Origin of the sequence: Sorangium sp. So ce124 (assembly GCF_051525235.1) — a bacterium.
Classification (GTDB): Bacteria; Myxococcota_A; Polyangia; order Polyangiales; family Polyangiaceae; genus Sorangium; species Sorangium atrum.
The window spans coordinates 1,559,045-1,577,527 of record NZ_CP150312.1 but is presented as its reverse complement, the minus strand read 5'-3'; the positions used below and the strand labels follow the sequence as shown (position 1 = coordinate 1,577,527).

Here is an 18,483-nt window from a genome sequence, read left to right as displayed (position 1 = left end):
GTCAGCCCTCGCCGCGCACCCCGCGCTCGAGCAGGTCCGCGTAGAGCGCGAACAGCGCGTCGAAGTGCTCGTCGCTCGTGGGCAGCCGCTCCCCGGCGGCCCGCGCCGCCGCGACGCGCTCCTCCCGCGGGCGCGCGAGCACCCGCTCGATCGCGGCGGCCACCTCGCCGGGCGAGGCGCGCGGCGCGTACACCTCGGCGGCGCCGGGCTGCACGAAATCCAGCGCGGCGCCGGCGGCAGGGACGACGAGCGGCAGGCCCGAGCACAGCGCCTCGCCCAGCACGAAGCCGAACGTCTCTGCGGCGCCCCCGTGGACGAAGACGTCGGCGCTGGCGTGCAGCGCCGCGTAGGTGGCGCGGTCCTTGGCGAAGCCGAGGAAGGTCACCTGCGGCAAGGCGGCCGCGCGGCGCTCGAGACGCGCCCGCTCGGGCCCGTCGCCCAGCACCGCGAGGGCGATCGGGCGCCGCGCGGCGAGCTCCCGCGCCGCGTCGATCACGAGCGCGACCCGCTTCTCGACGGCGAGCCGGCACGCGACGAGCAGCAGCGCGGCCGACGGTTCGTCCGCGAACCGGCCGAGCAGGCTGCGGCGCAGCGCCGCGTCCGCGCGGGAGGGGCCGAAGTCGCCGCGCTTCACGCCGAAGGTGACGCGGTGGACGCGCTCGCAGCCGTGGCTGCGGAGCTGCTCCGCGATGAACGTCCCGGGGGCGATCGTCGCGTCGAACCGCCGCGACAGCGCGCGCGGCCAGGCGAACAGCGCGCCCTCGAGCGCCCGGGCGACCGCGCGCGGGCGCACCCGGTCGAGCAGCGGCGCCGCGTAGGTGCTGATCTGATCCGAGTGGTAAACGAACGTGCGGAGCGGGACCTCGCGGGCGCTCGCCGCGACGAGCGCGGCCGTGTACGGCGCGCTCGCCTGGACCACGTCCGGCGCCTCGCGGCGGATGATCGCCCGCGCCGCGCCGAGCCGGAGGAGCGCGTGGTAGGTCGGGTCGTACGGCATCGGCGGGCCGGCCACCCGCACGATGCGGCCCCGCTCGAGCGGCACGACCTCGTCGCGCGGCCCGGGCGCCACGACGACGATCTCGTGGCCGCGCCGGCTCCCCTGGCGCACGAGCTCCTCCAGGTACGACCGCACGCCGCCCCCGCGGGACGAGAAGAACTCCGCGACGTCGAGGATCTTCACGAGTGGTTGCTCCCGCGCAGGAGGAGGCCGCCCTTCCACGAGCGCCGCATCCGCGCAGAGCGGTTCATGAGGTGGAGCAGCGCCGGGAGGAACAGGAGCGCGCACGCCACGCACGCGATCTCGCCGCTGACCGCGACCCAGCCGAACGAGTTCAGCGCCTGGTTGTCGGCGAAGATGAGCGATCCGTAGCCCAGCACGGTCGTGTAGCTGCAGAGGGCCACGGGGCCGGCCGAGCGCTTGACCGCGAGCGACACGTCGCCGCCGAGCAGCCGCGCGCGATCGAAGACGTTGAAGGGGTACTCGCAGCCGATGCCGAACGTGATCGGGAGCGCGATGAAGTTCAGGAAGTTGATCTTGACGTCGTGTATCGCCATCGCGGTGGCCGTCCCGAGCACGCCGAGCACGAGGGCCAGGAGGACCGCGAGCGCGCCCGCGATGCTGCCCGTCGCGAGCACCACGACGGCCGTGACCGCGAGGAGCGAGGCCGCCGTCGCCAGCGGGCCGTCGCGCTCCATCGACCGGATCATCTCGGCGAAGACCGTCGGCCTGCTCGCCGTGACGACGTGGGTCCCGTCAGGGAGGACCACGTTGCCGGTCGTGTCGGCCATCCGCAGGAGGTTCCTGCCGTTCGAGAACGAGACGTTGTTCTTGTACTTCACGTAGAACACCGTCCCCACGACGCCGTTGTTCTCCTCGAACCTGCGGCGGATGAGGTCGGGCAGGTCCTTGGGGCCGATGACGCGCAGCGACTCCGGCGGCTTCATGGCGAGGACGCGCTCGCGCTCCTCGGGGCGCAGGGCCTTCAGCACCCGCGGGGTCAGCCGGTCCCGGATGCGCTCCAGGATCTCGATCTTCCGCTGCTGCTCCTCGGCCGTGCCGGGGAGGGCGTCGGCGATCGTCGCGACGTCGGCCACGAGCTGGCCCTGCGGATCCTTCGCGTCGTTCGCCAGGATCTGCGCCTTGATGGCCGGCACCTGCTCGGGGGCGTCCGCGAGCATCATCGCGCCGGCGACGTTCATCTTCCCGCCGAAGACCTCGGACGCCTTGAGCGACCAGCTCCCCGCGCCCTTCTCCCGCGAGCTCTTCGAGCCGAGGCGCGCGAAGTTGTACTCCCAGGGATCCCGGATGTACGCGGGGAGCTTCCACGCCGCGAGCGCGACGATGACCGGCGCGACCGCGAGGAACGCGAACGGCCACCGCGACGTTACGCGCGCGAGCGCCCGCGCGCCGGGCCCGGAGGTGCCCTCGTCCGAGACGCGCGGCGCCGGATCGCGCATCCAGCGCGGGAGCCTCGCCTGGATGCGCTCGATCGCGACGAGCGTCGCGGGCACGAGCGGCACGATGGACGCCCACACCATGAACATCCCGACGAAGCCGATCGTGCCGAACTGGCTGAAGCCGCGGAAGTGCGTGATCGTGAGCGATCCGTACGCGATCGCCGCCACGCTCGCCCCGACGAGCTCGGCGCGGAACGCGTTGATGACCGCCTCGCGCCGCGCCTCGTCCGCGGGCATGCCGCGCGCGCGGAAGTCGCGGTACCTCGACAGGAGCACGATCGGGTAATTGACCCCGTTGCCGACGATGATCGCCCCGAGGAAGGCGCCGACCGTGTTGACGTAGCCGTAGGTCAGGGTCGCGAACGCGTACCCGGCGCTGGCGCCGAGGGCCGTGGGGAACATGATCACCACGAGCGACCAGGGCGAGCGGTAGTAGATCATCACGCCGCCGACGATCAGCACGAGCGCGATGACGGTGGCCCACACCGCCTCGCTCACGAGCGACTTCTGCTCGGCGATGGCGTTCGGGATGTCGCCCGCGTACCCGACCTGCATGGCCGGGTGGAACGCCGCAGGATCGAGGCGCGAGACGAGCGCGGTCACCTGGTCGAGGAGCTCCGCCGCGCGGCGATCGCCCATCCCGGCGCTGCGCGAGACGATCCGGAGCGCGACCATGCGCCCGTCGGGCGTGGCGAAGTAGCCGCTCGGGAACTCGTCGATCTTCTTCAGGCGCCGCTGGAGCTCCTGCCACGTCTCGTCGAGCGACAGCCCTTTCTTCGCTGGCGCCGGCGCCGCCGCCGCGCCCGCCGCGCCCGCGTCACTCCCAGATGCCCCGCCAGCCTCCAGGTCCTCGATGAGGCCGCTCCGCAGCGCGAGCTCCAGCTCGATCGCCTCGTCCGCCGCCTCGAGCTCGCGGACGCTCGCGTAGAGCCACTTGTTCGCGTCGAAGAAGCTGCGGACCTCCTTCGTGCCGGACTCCACGTAGCGGATGAGCCCCGGCGGCCCGCACGCCGCCCGGCAGGCGTCGTCGCCGCACGCCGCGGCGCAGGCCGCGCGCTTCCGGAGCGGCTCGTTCAGCTGCTCCGCGAGCGCGTCGATGAACCGCTCGTTCGCGCCGCGATCCGGCGACTCGGCGATGACGATGAGCTGCGCTCCGCCGTCCACGCGCTGGGCCTGACGCTCGTAGGCCTGGAACGCCGGGCTGTCGCGCGGCAAGAGCTCCCGGAGCTCCGTGCGCAGCTCGAGCCGCGACGCGTACCCCCATAGCCCTGCCATGGAGAGGAGGGCGAGCGCGATGATGAGCCAGGGACGGCGCCCGCTGAAATCGACGAGCGCACCGATCATCCTGAGGAGCATTCGAAGGACACCTCGAAACCGGGAACACCTCGAAGCGGCCGCGTGCGGGCCGGCTTCGGGCCGGTCTTACCACGCGCGCTAGGCGCAGAACGACGGCTGGATGCCCTTGGGCCGCGGCGCCGCCGCAGGGCGCAGGTGGCCGAACGCGAAGAGGCCGCCGGTGAAGCCCATCCAGGTGCGGAAGTGCCGGAAAGTCTCCAGCCACTGGAGCGCCTTCGGCCCGTCGACGAGCGGGCGCAGGTTGGACTGCCTCGCGTGCTCGCGCGCGTTCGCGAACGCGTTCGCGAGCATCCGCTGCACGACGAGGGGCGAGGACCGCTCGCGCGCCCGCTGCGCGGCCGCGTTCCCGAGCCGCGCGGCGGCGAGCGGGTCGCGCGCGAGCGCGATCACGGCCTTGCCGAACGCAGCGTTCGCGCTCTCCTCGGCGATCGGCCCGCGGCCCGGGTCGATCAGCAGGCCGTTGTGGCCGCTCTGGATCTGCGAGCTCACGCCCATGCCATCGGCGAACGCGACCGTCGGGGAGCCGCACCACAGCGCCTCGCTGAGCACGTTTCCGAACGTCTCGCTCAGCGAGGAGTGCAGGAAGAGGTTTGCGTGCCGGTAGTAGTCCGAGATCTGGCTGTACGGCACCTCGCCCGTGAAGATGACCCGGCGCGCGACGCCCAGCTCGCGCGCGAGCGCCGCGTACGCCGCGCTGTCCGGCCCGTCGCCGACGAGCGTGAGCGTCGCCTGCGGCTCGTGCGGGGCGATGTGCTCGGCGAAGATGCGGATCAGCCGGTGCTGCGACTTCTCCCGGGTGTGGCGGCCCGCGCAGACGAGGCGCGGGCCGCGCGTGTCGAGCCCGCGCTCCTCGAGCAGCTGCACGTACGGGTCGGGGCCGAGCGGGCGCTCGAACACGTCCTCGGGGACCATCCGCGGGATGACGTGGATGGGCACCGTCACGCCCCGTTCGCGCCAGTAATCGCGCAGGCCCTCGCTCAGCACGACGAGGCCGTCTCCCTGGTTGTACAGGTCCACGAAGAGCCGCTCCATCGGCGCGCGGAGCGTCTTGTGGAGCACCGTGTGGACCGCGCCGATCCGGGAGACCCGCTCCGGCAGGAGCACGTCGTACGCAGCCGCGAGGTGCGTCGTGTTCACGCAGAGCAGCGGGACGCCGCGCATCTTGCGCAGCCAGATGCCGAACTCGATGAGCAGGGTCGTGGTCTGCGCAAAGCAGATGTCAAAATCCCACCGCATCGGATCGAGCACCGAGGATCCCACGGGGATCGGCAGGTGCACCCCCGGGTAGGTGCGCAGCGGCAGGCTCGGTAAGGCGACGGTCCCGGGAGGGACCTCCTCGGCCGAGGCATCCGGATCCCGAGGTCCGATCAGTGTTGCCTGGTGACCACAGGTGTTGAGCGCGCGATACAGGGCGCGCGTCTGGAAGACCGCGCCGTTCGCGTAAGGAATGCGCGTGAAATCGCTGAGGATGGCGACCTTGAGCGGCCGCCCGTTGGCGCCGGAGAGGGCAGCGAAGGGATTCTCTGGAATGGCCGCTTGCGCCCTGACGGAGGCGTGCCCTCCCCGCGCGGGTCCCGTCGACGGCGTGTGGCGCGCCGGCGCGATCGCCTCGTGCGGCGCGCGATCGCTCCGGTGGTCGCTGAGCGGCAGAATTGCATCCATCGTCATCTTCGTTGCTCCTGGAGAAGCGGCGCGAACCGTGGTCGATGGCCGACCGAGGCGCGCGGCGTGACGGGCGGTAGGGCGTTCGTGTCGCGCCTGCGACAGCCGTGTCGCGCTGCGGCCGCGAGCGCGGCCTGTTGCTCGGCACAGCAGCCGTTCCTCGTCGGCCGATCGGCCTGTCGGCGGTGGGCGTAATTAGCAAACCTTATGCCGCTAGTGTTGACTTCGGCCATGGCGCGAGGTGCGAACGTCGCGATGCACCTCATCACGAGGCGCCCGCGCACGCCTCGTCCAGCAAAGCGAGCACGGCGGAAGGCGCGCTCGGCAGCGCGCGCTCCAGGTCGATGCGAGCGAAGTCGGCGGCGCGGCAGCGATCGAAGAAGCGCCCCACGACGGCCGGCGAGAGCGCCGCGAGCGAGCTCGCGACGGCGACGCCGGCCCGCTCGGCGAGGAGCGCGTTGAGCGTCTGCTCGTTGTGGCGATCGTCGTAGAGCGCGAGCACGGGCTTGCCGGCGAGCACGCACTCGGCGAGGACGTTGCTGCCGGCGGTGGTCACGACCGCCGACGCGCCCTCGAGGTGAGCGAGGAACGCGCCCGGATCGAAGGGGCGCGCCTCGACGCCGGGCACGTCGAGGCCCGGGTCGCCGAACGCGACCACGCGCCGGCCGTCGCGCGCGACGAGCTCGAGCACGCGGCGCGCGTCGCACTCGCTGAAGTAGCAGACGACGGCCCCGGGCTCGCCGGCGCGCGCGGGGGCGAGCCGGCGCTCGGGCCGCGCAACGAGGGTGCCCGGCGTCTCCGGCTCGATCGGCAGGAAGTGGACGGCGACCGCGCGGCGCGCCCGGCTGGAGGCCCAGGTCGTGCGCCGGCACGCGAGCACCCGCAGCCTCGGCAGCCCCTCGGGCAGGCGGCAGCGCGAGAAGACGAGATCATGGCCGAGCGCGACGGCGGGGATCCCGAGCGCGCGCGCGGCGAGCAGCGACGGGACGTCGCCGTCGCTCACGATGGCGTCGGGCCGGAAGCCCGCCTGCTCGACGATCTCCTTCGCCAGGCGGCGCGGGAGCTCGATCACGCCCGCGAGCCCGCGGCGGATCGGCCGCACGAGGCGGTGCTCCGGGAGCGCGCCGAGCAGGTCCGCCGCCTGGCCGCCGCCGTAGATCCGGAGCTCGTCGCCGCGCTCGCGGAGGGCCCCCAGGATCGGGAGCGCGCGGCTCGCGTGCCCGCGCCCGCGCCCGTGGACGTAGTAGCCGATCTTGGCCACGGGCCGTCAGAGCTCGATCTGCTGGCTCGGGACGGCGCGGATCTCGCGCGGGCGCCCCGCCACCATGACGCCGAAGCCGTCCAGCAGCCGGTTGTGGTGTGCGACGATCGCCGCCGCCGCGAGCGCCGGGCTCTCCGAGGTGCCGTGCGCGTCCGCGGCGAGCGTCACGTCGAAGCCGAGGGTCACCGCGCGCCGGCAGGTCGTGTCCACGCAGAACTCCGTCTTGCAGCCCGCGATGATGAGGTGCTCGACGCCGAGCTGCTCGAGGCGCTCGGCGAGATCGGTCTCGAAGAACGCGTCGCAGGCGAGCTTGCGCACCCGCGCCTCGCCGCCCGCCGGCGCGACCTCTCGGTGGATGTCCCACGCGGCCGAGCCGACCTCGCCCACCTCGTCGTCCTGCACGAAGATCACCGGCACGCCGCGGTCGCGGGCGCGCGAAAGGAGCGCTGCGATGCTCGAGAGCAGGCCGCTCGCCCCCTGCACGGGAGCCTCCCCGGCAAGCACGCCATTCTGGACATCGATGATCACCAGCGCACTTCTCGGCTTCATCTCATTTCCTCGTGGATCGCCGCCATTGCCGAGGTCTCGGAGCGAGCGCGGAGCGCCTCTACAACGGACGCCCCGCCGGCGGAACCCCGGAGGCGCGCGCCGTCCGACGGTGCGCGCTCGCCGGGTCGCGCTCGCGCCGCGCGGCAACGCGTACCACGTGGGCAGCGCGTACGACGTGTGCGATGCGCGCCACACGTACATTGCGTTCGACACGTGCGTTGCGTCATTTCTCACTCCTCCAGACAGGCGACGCGCGCTTTGACTCCGCGCCAGCGCAGGGCTCCAATGGCCTGCGATACGGCCTGCGCCGCACCATGACCGCCTCGAGCAGCTTCCATTCGACGGGATCCCAGGGACCTCGAAGCGCCAGCTCGGCGGACGAGCGCCGCGCGATGGCGCGGGGCCTCCCCACGGCGCTCGTGACCTGGCCCACGTTCGCGGCGCTCGACGTGTTCGTGGTGCTCGCGGTGTTTCCGAGCGCCTCGGTCGCCCGGCTGCTGCTCTACCGGCTGCTCGGCGAGGTCATCCTGCTCTGGCTGTACCTCCTCGCCCGGCGCGAGCAGACCTCGGCAGAGCTCCTCGACGCGGCGCACGTCTTCGCGGTCTGGAGCACGGGGGGGCTCATCTCCGTGATGGCGCTGGAGTTCGGGGATCTGACCTGGAACTACATGCACGGGCTGTCGATCGTGATGCTCGTCGACGCGACGATCCTGCCCACGCACTTCTCGCGATCGCTCCGGATGACGATCCCGGTGGCGCTCAGCTTCCCCATCATCATGGGCGCGGGGGCGTCCCTCGACCCGGCGCTCGCGGCGCAGTGGACGTCGCCGCGGTCGCTCGTGATCTTCGCCTGCAACTACATCTTCGTGCTCGCCACCGCGATCCTGGTGTCGGCGGCGAGCCACGGCCTCTGGTCGGCGCGCCAGCAGGTCTACGAGGCCCGCAAGCTCGGCCGCTACCGGCTCGTGGCGCCGGTCGGTCGGGGCGGGCAGAACGAGGTGTGGCTCGCCTGGGACGAGTCGCTCCGCCGCGACGTGGCGCTGAAGCTGCTCCGCAGCGAGAGCAAGTCCGAGGGCGACGTGCGCAGCTTCGAGCGCGAGGCGCGCGCGACGAGCCGGCTCACGTCGCCGCACACGATCCGGATCTTCGATTTCGGCGCGAGCAGCGATGGCATCTTCTACATCGCGATGGAGCACCTGGCCGGCGCCGACCTGGCCACCCTGGTGCGCGATCACGGCCCGATGCCGCCCTCCCGGGTCGTCCACTTCGCGCGGCAGGCCTGCCTCTCGCTCGCGGAGGCGCACGACGCCGGCGTCATCCACCGCGACATCAAGCCCCACAACCTCTACATCACGCGCGTGGGCGACGATCAGGACGTGCTCAAGGTGCTCGACTTCGGGATCGCGAAGCAGGTGAGCCTGGAGGGAGACGCGAGCATGACGGACGTCGGCGTCATCAAGGGAACGCCGACGTACATGTCCCCGGAGATGATCTCGGCCGGCGCCGTGGACGCCCGGAGCGACATCTACTCGCTCGGGGTCACGCTCTATTACCTGCTGACGGGCGTGGCCCCCTTCGACGGCCGGAGCTTCGGCAAGCTCGTCTACTCGCACCTGACGATGCCGCCGATCCCGCCGTCGCTGCGCGCGCCCTGGCCGCTGTCGTCGGAGCTGGAAGAGGTGGTGATGCGGTGCCTCGCCAAGCGGCCAGGCGACCGTTACCAGAGCGCGCGCGAGCTTCTCGCGGCGCTCGACGCATGCGAGCCGACGCCGGCGTGGACTCCGGACGACGCAAGGAGCTTCTGGACGGCGCGCGCCGCGATGCCGCGCGCCGAGCCGCCGCCCCCGGATCCCGGCCCCACTGTGCGCCTGCGGCCAGAAAAGGCCGTGCCCGTGACCTAGAGCGCGGGGTGCAGATTCGTGGGATACGGGCTCAGCCGCTAGGCAGGCGAGTGAGGCGTACGAAAGTACGCCGCAGCGAGCCGAACGACGCGGATGAGCCCGTAGCGCACGAAGATGCGCCCCGCGCGGCCCTTCAGGCCTGGCTCACCCCGAGCTGCGCGCCGTCGGGGAACCGCCGCGAGGGGGGCGGCGCCCATCGCACGGACGCAGGGGGTTGCGCGTCCGCCTGGAGCGCGGGGCGTTTGTCGATCACGGGCACGCGCAGCGGCGCAGGCGCGAGCGCCGGCGAGCGCCGCTCGCTCCGCGCCAGGACGAGCGTGTCGTGGAGCGCGCGAGCGCTCTCGTCCCACCCCTTGCACCCGGAGAGCGCCGAGATCCGCTCGGGATCGTAGGGCGCGTGCGCCGCGCGCTCCATGGCGCCGGCCAGGGCGGGGAGATCGCCGGGCGAGACGAGCTCGCCGAGCTCGGGGCGGCTGATCACGTCGGGGATGCCCCCGACCCGCGTCGCGACCACCCGGCGGCCCGACGCGAGCGACTCGATCACGACGTTGGGCGTGCCCTCGTGGTGGCTCGGCAGGACCAGCGCATCGCAAGCGGCGACCCAGCGCGCCACCTCGTCGTGCGGCAGGCGACCGGTCATCAGGACGCGCCCGCCGAGCCGCTCCGCCGCCGACCTGCAGGCCTGCTCGTCCGCGCCGCTCCCGACCAGCGCGAGGTCGATGTCGGGGTGCGCGGCGGCGATGCGCTCGAACGCGGCGATCGCGTCGAGCGCGCCCTTGTCCCGGAGCAGGTGGCCGACGTAGAGCAGCAGCCGGCGCTCCGCAGGGCGGCCCAGGGCGGCGCGGGCCTCGCGCCGGTCGCGGGGGTGGAACATGCCGCGATCGACGCCGTTCATGACGACATCGATGCGGTCGCGCGGGACGCCGAGCGCGTGGACCCCCTCGGCCAGCTGCTTGCTCACGGCGACGACGCGGGCCGCGCGCTGGAGACCCCACTCGAGCGAGGGCCTGACCGCCGGTTGCCGCGAGAGCACGTCGACGTCCGAGCCGTGCACCTTGACGACCGCCGGGACGCCGAGCAGCTCCGCGAGGCACACCGCGGCGAACCCGTCCGGATAGGCGAACGAGCCGACGATGACGTCCGGCGCCGGACGGTGGCGCGCCAGCTCGAAGAGCATGGACGCCGCATAGAGCGGGCCATTGAGATAGGGCGCCACCTTGGGCACATAGAGGAACCGCGGGTGGCGCACCGGCAATCCCTCGATCACGTCCTCGCGAGGCGCGTCGCTCGACATGGACCACCGGGAGAACCTGGAAGCCCACGGAAACCAGGGGATCGTCGCAAAGACGTCGATGTCGCAATACCTCGAGAGCGCGGCGAACTGCCGCCGGTTGAACGGCGCCTGTACCGGGTTTGTCGCGTTCGGGAAGATCTTGGTGATAAGCAGGACGCGCATACCTCTGCTCCTTCGGACTGGCCCGCTCGGTTCGACGGAAATCCTCCGATCAAGGGAGCATCTCGCCGCGCGGTCGAGCGGTGTCGAGCAGAGAACATGCCACTGCGAGAAAGCTGGAAACGGGGCAAGGAATGGGAGGAGCGCGCCCATACGAGCGATGAGTGAACAGCCATGCTGCCCCAGCGAGGCAAATTGCCACGCGCCGTAGGTGACCTCGGCAGAAAAGGTGGGCAAACAGCGCGCAGCGCCGCCGAGCGCGGCATTTGCAACGAGAACGGTATTTACAAAGAGAGCTTCGCGACGAACGCGTCGCCCTGGCCTGCGCTCGAGAGCGATCCTTGACCGAAGTTGATGGCGCCGTAGAAACGGCCGGCGATCAGCACGCTCGCGCCTGAGCCTGCCGCCACGTCGAGGCCGACCTGCGTCTGGACGTCGCCGAACAGCTTGCTGAACACGTGACCGCCGGAGGCGCCGAGCTTGACCAGATAGACATCGGTCTTTCCTCGGCTCGTCAGCGGCCCTCCGCCGAAGTCCGCCGAGCCGAACAGCGGCCCCGCGAGCAGGAGATTGCCGGCGGAGTCCACCGCGACGCTCGCGCGCGCCCCGGTCTCGAAATCGGTGAGCAGCTGGTCTTCGGCGTCGCCGAAGCGCCGGCTCATGAGGTGCGCTCCGGCGCCGGAGAACCTGGCGACGAAGAGATCCCGCCCGCCGGCGCTCACCAGCGGATCGCCGCCGAGGTCGATGGTCGACGCGAACGTGCCCGTGAGCGCCACGTCGCCGGTCGCCTGGTGGACCGCGACGTCGTGCGCCTCGTCGGCCTCGGCGCCGCCGAACCGGGCGCTCCAGACGTGGTCGCCGGAAGGACGGAGCTTGGCGAGGAAGATGTCGGAGAGGCCGGCGCTCTCGAGCGGCGCGCCGCCGAGATCGATGGATCCCTCGAAATAGCCCGCGACGAGCAGGTTGCCGTCGGCGTCGGCCGCGATCCCATGGGCGTAGTCGTCGCCTTCGCCGCCGGCGCGCACGGCGAGGAGCGTCCGGCCGTCCTCCGAGGCGAGGCGCAGCACGAAGGCGTCGCGCTTGCCCGCGCTCGTGAGCTCGCCGGCGCCGAAGTCGACGGTGCCGTTGTAGCCGCCCGCCACGAGGACGTTGCCCGCCGCGTCGACGGCGATGCGGTCGCAGCGATCCGCGCCGGATCCGCCGAAGATCTTGCTCCAGATGTGCTCGCCGTCGCCGCCCAGCTTGACGACGAACACGTCGTCGCTCCCACGCGACGCGAGCTCTCCGCCGCCGAGATCGACGCGGCCGAAGGCGCGGCCCGCCACGAGGACGCTGCCCGCCGCGTCGACCGCGAGCGCCATCGCGAACTGGTTGCCCTCGCCCGGGAACACCTTGCTCCAGAGGTGCGTGCCGAACCTGTCGAACTTCGCCACGAAGGCGTCCGTGCCGATGGCGGTGAGCGGGCCGCCGCCGAAATCGACGGTCCCCTCCAGCTGGCCGGCCACGATCACGTTGCCGTCCGCGTCGAACGCGACGGATCGGGCGTACTGGCCGCTCGCGTCGCCGAAGCCGCGGCTCCACACGTCCTCGCAGGCGGGCGTCGCGCCGTCGCAGTCCTCGTCGTCCGGCGTGTCGCACGCGTCGAACGCGGGCACGACCTCCCCCATGCACGGGCCCCACGACGTGCCCTCGGCGTTGCAGACGCGCGTGCCGGCCGCGCAGCGCCCGACGCCGCTCGTCCCCTCCGGGCCCGTGTAACACGCCTCCTGCGCGCTCGGCGTGCACACGCAGCCGGGACAGCCGCAGTCGAGGCCGCTGCACGAGGCCGGCGTGAGCTCCGCGATCCAGGCGGCGACACACGCGATCTCCTCGGACGAGTACGGGGCCCCGCCGAGCGGCATGCGCGCGCCGCACGAGGGCGCGTCGGTGAGCCGCACGTAGAGCGCGCTCTCCTCCGGCCGGTCCGGGTCGGCGAGCACGCCGGCGCAGCTCGTGGCCTGGCGGCCGGCGACGCGAGCGCCGACGCCGAGCGTGACGAGGTCGAGGCCAGCCGCGGGCTCGCCCGGTCCGTGGCAGTTCGCGCCGCCGCACCGCTCGGCGAACACCGCGGGCACGTCGGCGCACGCGGGCTGCGGGCCGCCGTCCCGCCGGCCGAACCGCTCCTGGTCGTCGATCGTCCCCGGACACCCCGCGAGCAGCGACAAGGCCGGCGCGACGAGCGCCGCCGCCGTGAAGCGCCCGCCGCGACGGGCAGACACGGCGCGCGCCGTGCGCGCCGAGCGCACCTCACTCCCCATAATAAGCCACCCCCAGGTGAACGCTGAAGAGCTGATCGAGCGCACCGCCCGCGATGTACGTGTCCTCTGGCTCGGAGTCGAAGTCGTAGAAGAACCGCGCGTACGACGCGCCGGCGCGCGCCTCGAGCCCCGGCGCGAACGGGGCGGCGACCGCGATCCGGAAATCGACGCCTCCGGCGCTCGGCGCGCGAAAATGAGACGCGAGGGCCCCCATCGAGAGGGGCGCCTGAACCCCTCCCCCGGCCTCCAGCGCGACCGGGCCGACTGGCAATCGCCCTTCCACGCCGACGCGCAAGGCGAGGTACGACACCGACGCGGCGTCGCGCGACGCGTCGCCCGTCGACTCGATATCGAAGTCGGTCCAGCGGAGTCCGCCGCCCGCGAACAGGACCGGCCCGTCCTGCCCGGCGAGGCGGTAACGGCCCCGGAGGCCGGCGTGGAGCCGGCTCCACGAGGTCGATACGCTCGCTCCCCCGGCGCCCTCCGAGTCGAGGCCGAGCGCGCGAGCGTACGAGAGCTCGACACCGAGGTCGCGGAGCACCGGGACGGCGCTTCGCGCGAACGGGTACAGCTCGCCCCGGAGGGACGGCATGGGCACGCCCAGCACCTCGTAGGTGCGGAGGTTGTCGGAGAGCAGATCGCTATAGGACAGCGTACGACCCGCTATCTCGAGATCGACACCCGCGCTGAAGAGCGCGGTCCCCGCGGCGGGCGGCCGGGCGCCCTCATCACGCTGAGCGCGATCGGCGCTGGACGCCGCGCCGGCATCGGCGAGCGCGGAGCCTGGCGCAGACAACGCCAGGAGCGCCGACAGCGTCGAGAGCGCCGCGCCGAGCAGCGCGGCCGCAGAAGAGCGGCGCGCGCGGCGCCGCGACCCCCGAGGAGAGACAGGACAGGCGAGCGTTCGCCTTTGCATTGGGCGCGAGCATAGTCGCTCCGCACACCGCAGGTCGAGCCGCCTTCGAAGGCCGGAGTCCGCGGCAACGCCGTAAGACACGCGCGCACGGGATGATCACATCGGCCCCGTGCTCCCACTTGATTCGGCCGCTCCGAGCGCGGCTCCTATCCGGGAGCGGCGGTTTGCCATACGCTGCCTCGAGGATGGCGAGTTGGCGCGCCGCGCACACGGCTGCGCCGCGCACGCTGCACGGAGGGGAGCGCACCGTCCCGTGCTCGCGCTCGCGCTCGTCGAAGAGGCACCATGGCTGAACCAAGAGCTCTCCGCTGGCCCATCGGCCTGCTCCTCCTCGCCTCCTGCACAGGGCAGTTCGGCGATCTCCCCGCGAACGACGAGGGCGGCGAGGCGACGGCCCCGCTCTGCGCCTCGATCGAGCCAGGCGAGTCGCCGCTCCGCCGCATGACACGGGTGGAGTACGACAATACGATACTTGATCTCCTCGGCGACGACAGCCGCCCTGCGAGGGGCTTCGTGCCCGAGGAGGAGTCGCTCGGCTTCAACAACCAGGCGGCGGCGCTCGTGGTGAGCCCGCTGCTCGCGGAGCAGTACATGACAGCCGCCGAGGGCATCGCGGCGCGCGCGGCGGGCAAGCTGCTCGGCGAGGCGCCCGCGTGCCGCGAGGCCGCGGCGGGCGCCGCGTGCCGCGGCGAGATCGCGGCGCTCATCGCGTCGCTCGGCAAGCGGGCGTTCCGCCGGCCCCTCGCCGAGGACGAGATCGCCGAGCTCGCGGCGCTCTTCGACCGCGGGCTCGGCCTCGGGGACACGCCCGACGACGCGTCGACCGGCCTCTCGCTCGTCGTCCAGGCGATGCTCCAGTCGCCGCACTTCCTCTACCGCGTCGAGCTCGGCATGCCGGATCCGGTGGAGAGCGACGTCGTGCCGCTGACCTCGTACGAGATCGCCTCGCGGCTCTCGTACCTGCTCTGGGGCACGATGCCCGACGACGCGCTCTTCGCGGCCGCCGAGAAGGGGACGCTCGGCACCGCCGAGGAGATCGAGGCGCAGGCGCGGCGCATGCTGGACGATCCGCGGGCGCGCGAGGCCGTGAAGAACTTCCACCGCCAGTGGCTCGGGCTCTCGAAGATCGACGAGATCGCCGCGGGCGGGAGGGACCCGGAGCTCTACCCCGAGTACCGGGACGAGCTCCTGCCGCTGTTCCAGGCCGAGACCGAGGCGTTCCTGGATCACGCGATCTTCGAGGAGGACGCGAGCGTGAGCACGCTGTTCACGGCGTCCTATTCGATGATGAACCGGGAGCTCGCCGAGCTCTACGGCATCAAGGGAGGCCCGAAGGGCGAGGCGTTCGAGCGGGTGGAGCTCGATCCGTCGCAGCGGGCCGGGTTCCTGACGCACGCCGGGCTGCTCTCGCTCTACGCGAAGCCGAACCGGTCCTCGCCGGTCCACCGCGGGCGGTTCGTGCGCCAGAGCCTGCTCTGCCAGATCCCGCCGCCGCCGCCGGACGTGGTCCCGGAGCCGCCGATGGTCGACCGGACGAAGACGACGCGCGAGCAGTTCTCGCAGCACGTGTCCGACCCGGGCTGCAGGAGCTGCCACGCGCTGCTCGACCCGATCGGGTTCGGCTTCGAGCACTACGACGCGCTCGGCCGCTGGCGGGACGCCGAGAACGGCATCCCTGTCGACGCCAGCGGCGAGCTCACGCAGACCGACACCGACGGGCCGTTCGACGGCGCGGTCGAGCTCGCGCACCGGCTCGCGGAGAGCGAGCAGGTGCGCGCGTGCGTCGTGAAGCAGTGGTTCCGCTTCGGCTACGGCCGCGCCGAGCAGCGCGAGGACGCGTGCAGCCTCTCGCAGGCGACGGAGGCGTTCGAGGCGTCCCGCTACAACATCAGGGCGCTGCTCGTGGCGCTCACCCAGACCGACGCGTTCCGCTACCGGCGCGAGATCCATGTGGGAGGCGACGTGGGAGACGACGCAGGGGGCGCCTCGGAGAGCGCCCCGGAAGGAGAGCCGTGATGAAGCCGTTCCGACTCAGCCGCCGCGCCGTGCTCAGGGGCCTCGGCGGCGCGGCGCTCACGCTGCCGTTCCTCGAGGCGATGGGCTGCTCGAAGCGGCTCGCGCCGGCGTCGGAGCAGACGGGGCGGGCCGCGTTCGGGGTCGAGTTCCCGAAGCGGTTCATCGTGCTCTACACGCCGAACGGCACCGTCCCGCCGGACTTCTGGCCGTCGTCCTCGACGTTCCAGAACGGCGAGGAGCTGTCGCCCATCCTCGCGCCGCTCAAGGATCACAACAGGGATCTGCTGGTGCTCGGCAACGTGAGCGCGCTGTCGGCGCTGACGGGGCCGGGCGACGCGCACCAGAAGGGCACGGGGCAGTGCCTGACGGCGCGCGCGATGCAGGAGGGCGACTTCCCGGGCGACGCCGGGCTGTCGTGCGGCTGGGCCGACGGCATCTCGGTCGACCAGGAGATCGCGAACCACATCGGCACGAAGACCAAGTTCCTCTCGCTCGAGCTCGGCGTGCTCGTCTACGGGGCGACCGTGGGCGCGCGCCTCGCGTACCGCGGGCCGGCGCAGCCGCTGCCGCCGGAGAACAGCCCGTACGCCGCGTTCGACAGGCTCTTCTCCGACCTGTCGGTCGCGCCCGCGGACGCGATGCGGAAGACCGAGCAGCGCAGGGCGGTGCTCGGCAAGGTGGCCTCGGACTACGACCGGCTGCGCAAGCGGCTGGGCGCCGCGGATCGGCTGAAGCTCGACGGGCACCTCGCGTCGGTGGAGGACATCGCGTCGCGCCTCGATCGCGGCTCGGCGCCGGCCTCCCCGGCGTGCGCCGCGCCGACGCTGACGCCGGATCTCGACGTCGACAAGGTCGCCAGCATGCCGGAGCTCTGCCGGCTCCAGCTGGATCTCATCGCGATGGCCCTCGCCTGCGATCTGACGCGGGTCGCGAGCCTGCACTTCACGAACTCCGCGACGACCAAGGTGCTGAGCTTCCTCGGGCCGGACATCACCGAGGGCCACCACCCGATGGCGCACAACGGCTACGCCGATCAGGTGAACCGCGGGCGGCTCACCAGGATCAGCCGCTTCTACGCCGAGCAGCTCGCGTACCTGATCGCCAAGCTGAAGAGCATGCCGGAGGGCGACGGCACGGTCTTCGACAACACGGTGATCTTCTGGACCAACGAGCACGCGGACGGCAATCACCTGCGCAAGAACATCCCTTATGTCGTCGCCGGGAGCGCGGGAGGCCACTTCAAGACGGGCCGATACGTCGTCCAGAAGAAGGAGGTCGCGCACAACGACCTGCTCCTGTCGCTGCTCCACGCGATGGGCGTCGAGGCCGACACGTTCGGCGACCCGGACTACTGCACAGGACCGCTGGTAGGGGTCTGACGAGCCGAGGGGCGCGGGGCGCCCCTCGAGGCGGCGCGGGGCTCACGCCGTGGTGGGGGTCGCGCGGGGCGGCGCACCACCGCGGCGCGCGAGCGAGACGCCGGCGCACCCGCCACCGAAGCGCAAGCGCGCCCGGCTTGCTGCTCACTGCACGATATATTCCCAGACGGGGGTGGTCTCGACCTTGAGGTCCGTGCGCTGGGTGTCGTTGCAACCATCGGAGAAGGCGCAGAAGAGGTTTCGCGCGGCGACGCGAACCTTGTACTTTCCATCAACGTACGGCGGCGCTCCGACGTAACGCGGGAAACAACCGGCGCCAAAGATCTCGCCGCCGCCGTTGCTCCACTCCCCATGGGCCTCGACCGTGCTGACGGTGGGCGACAAAGAGAAGTTGGTGCTCCATACGTAGTAGCCCGCTAGCACGTGAGTCCTCTCGCAATCAGCCTCATTGTCGATGTTACCCCAGCCGCCCTTGGGCTGGGCCCAGATCTGAAGATCGGCGAGGCTGGAGGCAGCCGGCAGATTCCTGTATTCGACGACGTACTGGTAAGGGCAAGTCGGGGGGTTGTACGTCCAATCCGGGCTTGTTTGCACGCTGAGGGTCGTGTTGATGGCCCCGTCCGCGGCGTCCAAGGTGGACATGTTGAGCGTCCCGCAGCCCTCGTCGCCGATGGCCTGCGGGGCCTCGCCGACCCGCTCGCCGGCCAGCTCCGACTCGAGCGATTCACCTTCAACGCAGCCGACGGCAAGCACAGACAACACCGCCGCAGCGGTCAAGAACAAGGCTTTCATGTGTTCCTCGATGGTTTGGAAGAATTCAGTCACGGCCTCTGCTCTCCGGGAGGCGGGCCGCGCGCCGCACATTGCAGAGACCATGCCGGATCCGCGATGCCCGGAGCGCGTCGCCCATGACCCGCGACTCCGCGGTTGTCAGGTGGGCTTTCCTCGACGCAAACGCGAGAAATCCCGCGACTGAGCGAGCTCTGCCGGGAGGAGATACCGGCATCGCTGCCTGCCACCGCGTGTCGCGTATGTCACGATGGATCCATGACATGTCACGCTGGGGCCGTGACATGTCACGCCGCTTGTCTCAGGAGGCCGAGGAATACGCGACCATGGCAGCACGCGAGCGCACCACCCGATGGCGCACGACGGCTATGCCGACCCGGCGAACCGACAGCGGCTCATGAAGCTCAGCCGCTCCTGCGCCGAGCACGAGCTCCCGCCCCGCCGCCT

General features: G+C 72.0%; 12 protein-coding genes. 3 read left to right on the top strand and 9 right to left on the bottom strand.

The features are described 5' to 3' along the window. Nucleotide 1: 1 nt before the first annotated feature. The 5 genes from WMF19_RS05850 to WMF19_RS05830 all read right to left on the bottom strand — a co-directional run bounded on the left by WMF19_RS05850 (nt 2) and on the right by WMF19_RS05830 (nt 7,285). Nucleotides 2-1,180, bottom strand: coding sequence for a glycosyltransferase family 4 protein (locus WMF19_RS05850; protein ID WP_437327820.1), 1,179 nt, complete (start codon nt 1,178-1,180; stop codon nt 2-4). After that, entirely contained in the window at nt 1,177-3,801 is a 2,625-nt protein-coding gene (locus WMF19_RS05845; protein WP_437898153.1) for an MMPL family transporter, read from the bottom strand. Before WMF19_RS05845 ends, WMF19_RS05850 begins: the two co-directional genes overlap by 4 nt. Before the next feature lie 90 nt (nt 3,802-3,891). After that, a complete protein-coding gene (locus WMF19_RS05840) occupies nt 3,892-5,475 on the bottom strand; it encodes a glycosyltransferase (protein WP_437898152.1) in 1,584 nt (527 codons plus the stop codon). A gap of 265 nt (nt 5,476-5,740) precedes the next feature. Beyond that, nucleotides 5,741-6,736 (bottom strand): glycosyltransferase family protein, encoded by a 996-nt coding sequence (locus tag WMF19_RS05835; RefSeq protein ID WP_437898151.1) that lies wholly within the window; start codon nt 6,734-6,736, stop codon nt 5,741-5,743. 6 nt (nt 6,737-6,742) lie between these two features. Next, entirely contained in the window at nt 6,743-7,285 is a 543-nt protein-coding gene (locus WMF19_RS05830; protein ID WP_437898150.1) for a cysteine hydrolase family protein, read from the bottom strand. A 392-nt stretch (nt 7,286-7,677) separates the two neighbouring features. Here WMF19_RS05830 and WMF19_RS05825 point away from each other — a divergent pair, with 392 nt between their 5' ends. Next, nucleotides 7,678-9,186 carry a serine/threonine-protein kinase gene (locus tag WMF19_RS05825; RefSeq protein WP_437898149.1) on the top strand — a complete coding sequence of 503 codons (1,509 nt, stop codon included), beginning with the start codon at nt 7,678-7,680 and terminating at the stop codon, nt 9,184-9,186. 133 nt (nt 9,187-9,319) lie between these two features. Here the strand turns inward: WMF19_RS05825 and WMF19_RS05820 are convergent, their stop codons facing one another. The 3 genes from WMF19_RS05820 to WMF19_RS05810 all read right to left on the bottom strand — a co-directional run bounded on the left by WMF19_RS05820 (nt 9,320) and on the right by WMF19_RS05810 (nt 13,852). Next, the gene (locus WMF19_RS05820) at nt 9,320-10,642 is read right to left on the bottom strand and encodes a glycosyltransferase family 4 protein (RefSeq protein ID WP_437898148.1); all 1,323 of its coding nucleotides are present in this window, start codon (nt 10,640-10,642) and stop codon (nt 9,320-9,322) included. Between the two features lie 281 nt (nt 10,643-10,923). Continuing rightward, nucleotides 10,924-12,897, bottom strand: a complete 1,974-nt coding sequence (locus tag WMF19_RS05815) for a nucleotide-binding protein (RefSeq protein WP_437898147.1) — start codon at nt 12,895-12,897, stop codon at nt 10,924-10,926. Between the two features lie 28 nt (nt 12,898-12,925). Then, nucleotides 12,926-13,852: a hypothetical protein gene (locus WMF19_RS05810; protein ID WP_437898146.1), complete on the bottom strand. Its 927-nt coding sequence runs from the start codon at nt 13,850-13,852 to the stop codon at nt 12,926-12,928. Between the two features lie 285 nt (nt 13,853-14,137). Between WMF19_RS05810 and WMF19_RS05805 the strand changes: the two genes are divergently transcribed. Next, a complete protein-coding gene (locus WMF19_RS05805) occupies nt 14,138-15,868 on the top strand; it encodes a DUF1592 domain-containing protein (RefSeq protein ID WP_437898145.1) in 1,731 nt (576 codons plus the stop codon). Beyond that, nucleotides 15,868-17,247 (top strand): DUF1552 domain-containing protein, encoded by a 1,380-nt coding sequence (locus WMF19_RS05800; RefSeq protein ID WP_437898144.1) that lies wholly within the window; start codon nt 15,868-15,870, stop codon nt 17,245-17,247. The genes WMF19_RS05805 and WMF19_RS05800 overlap by 1 nt, the downstream gene beginning before the upstream one ends. A gap of 144 nt (nt 17,248-17,391) precedes the next feature. Here WMF19_RS05800 and WMF19_RS05795 read toward each other — a convergent pair whose 3' ends face one another. Beyond that, nucleotides 17,392-18,072: a hypothetical protein gene (locus WMF19_RS05795; RefSeq protein WP_437898143.1), complete on the bottom strand. Its 681-nt coding sequence runs from the start codon at nt 18,070-18,072 to the stop codon at nt 17,392-17,394. Nucleotides 18,073-18,483: the final 411 nt, after the last annotated feature.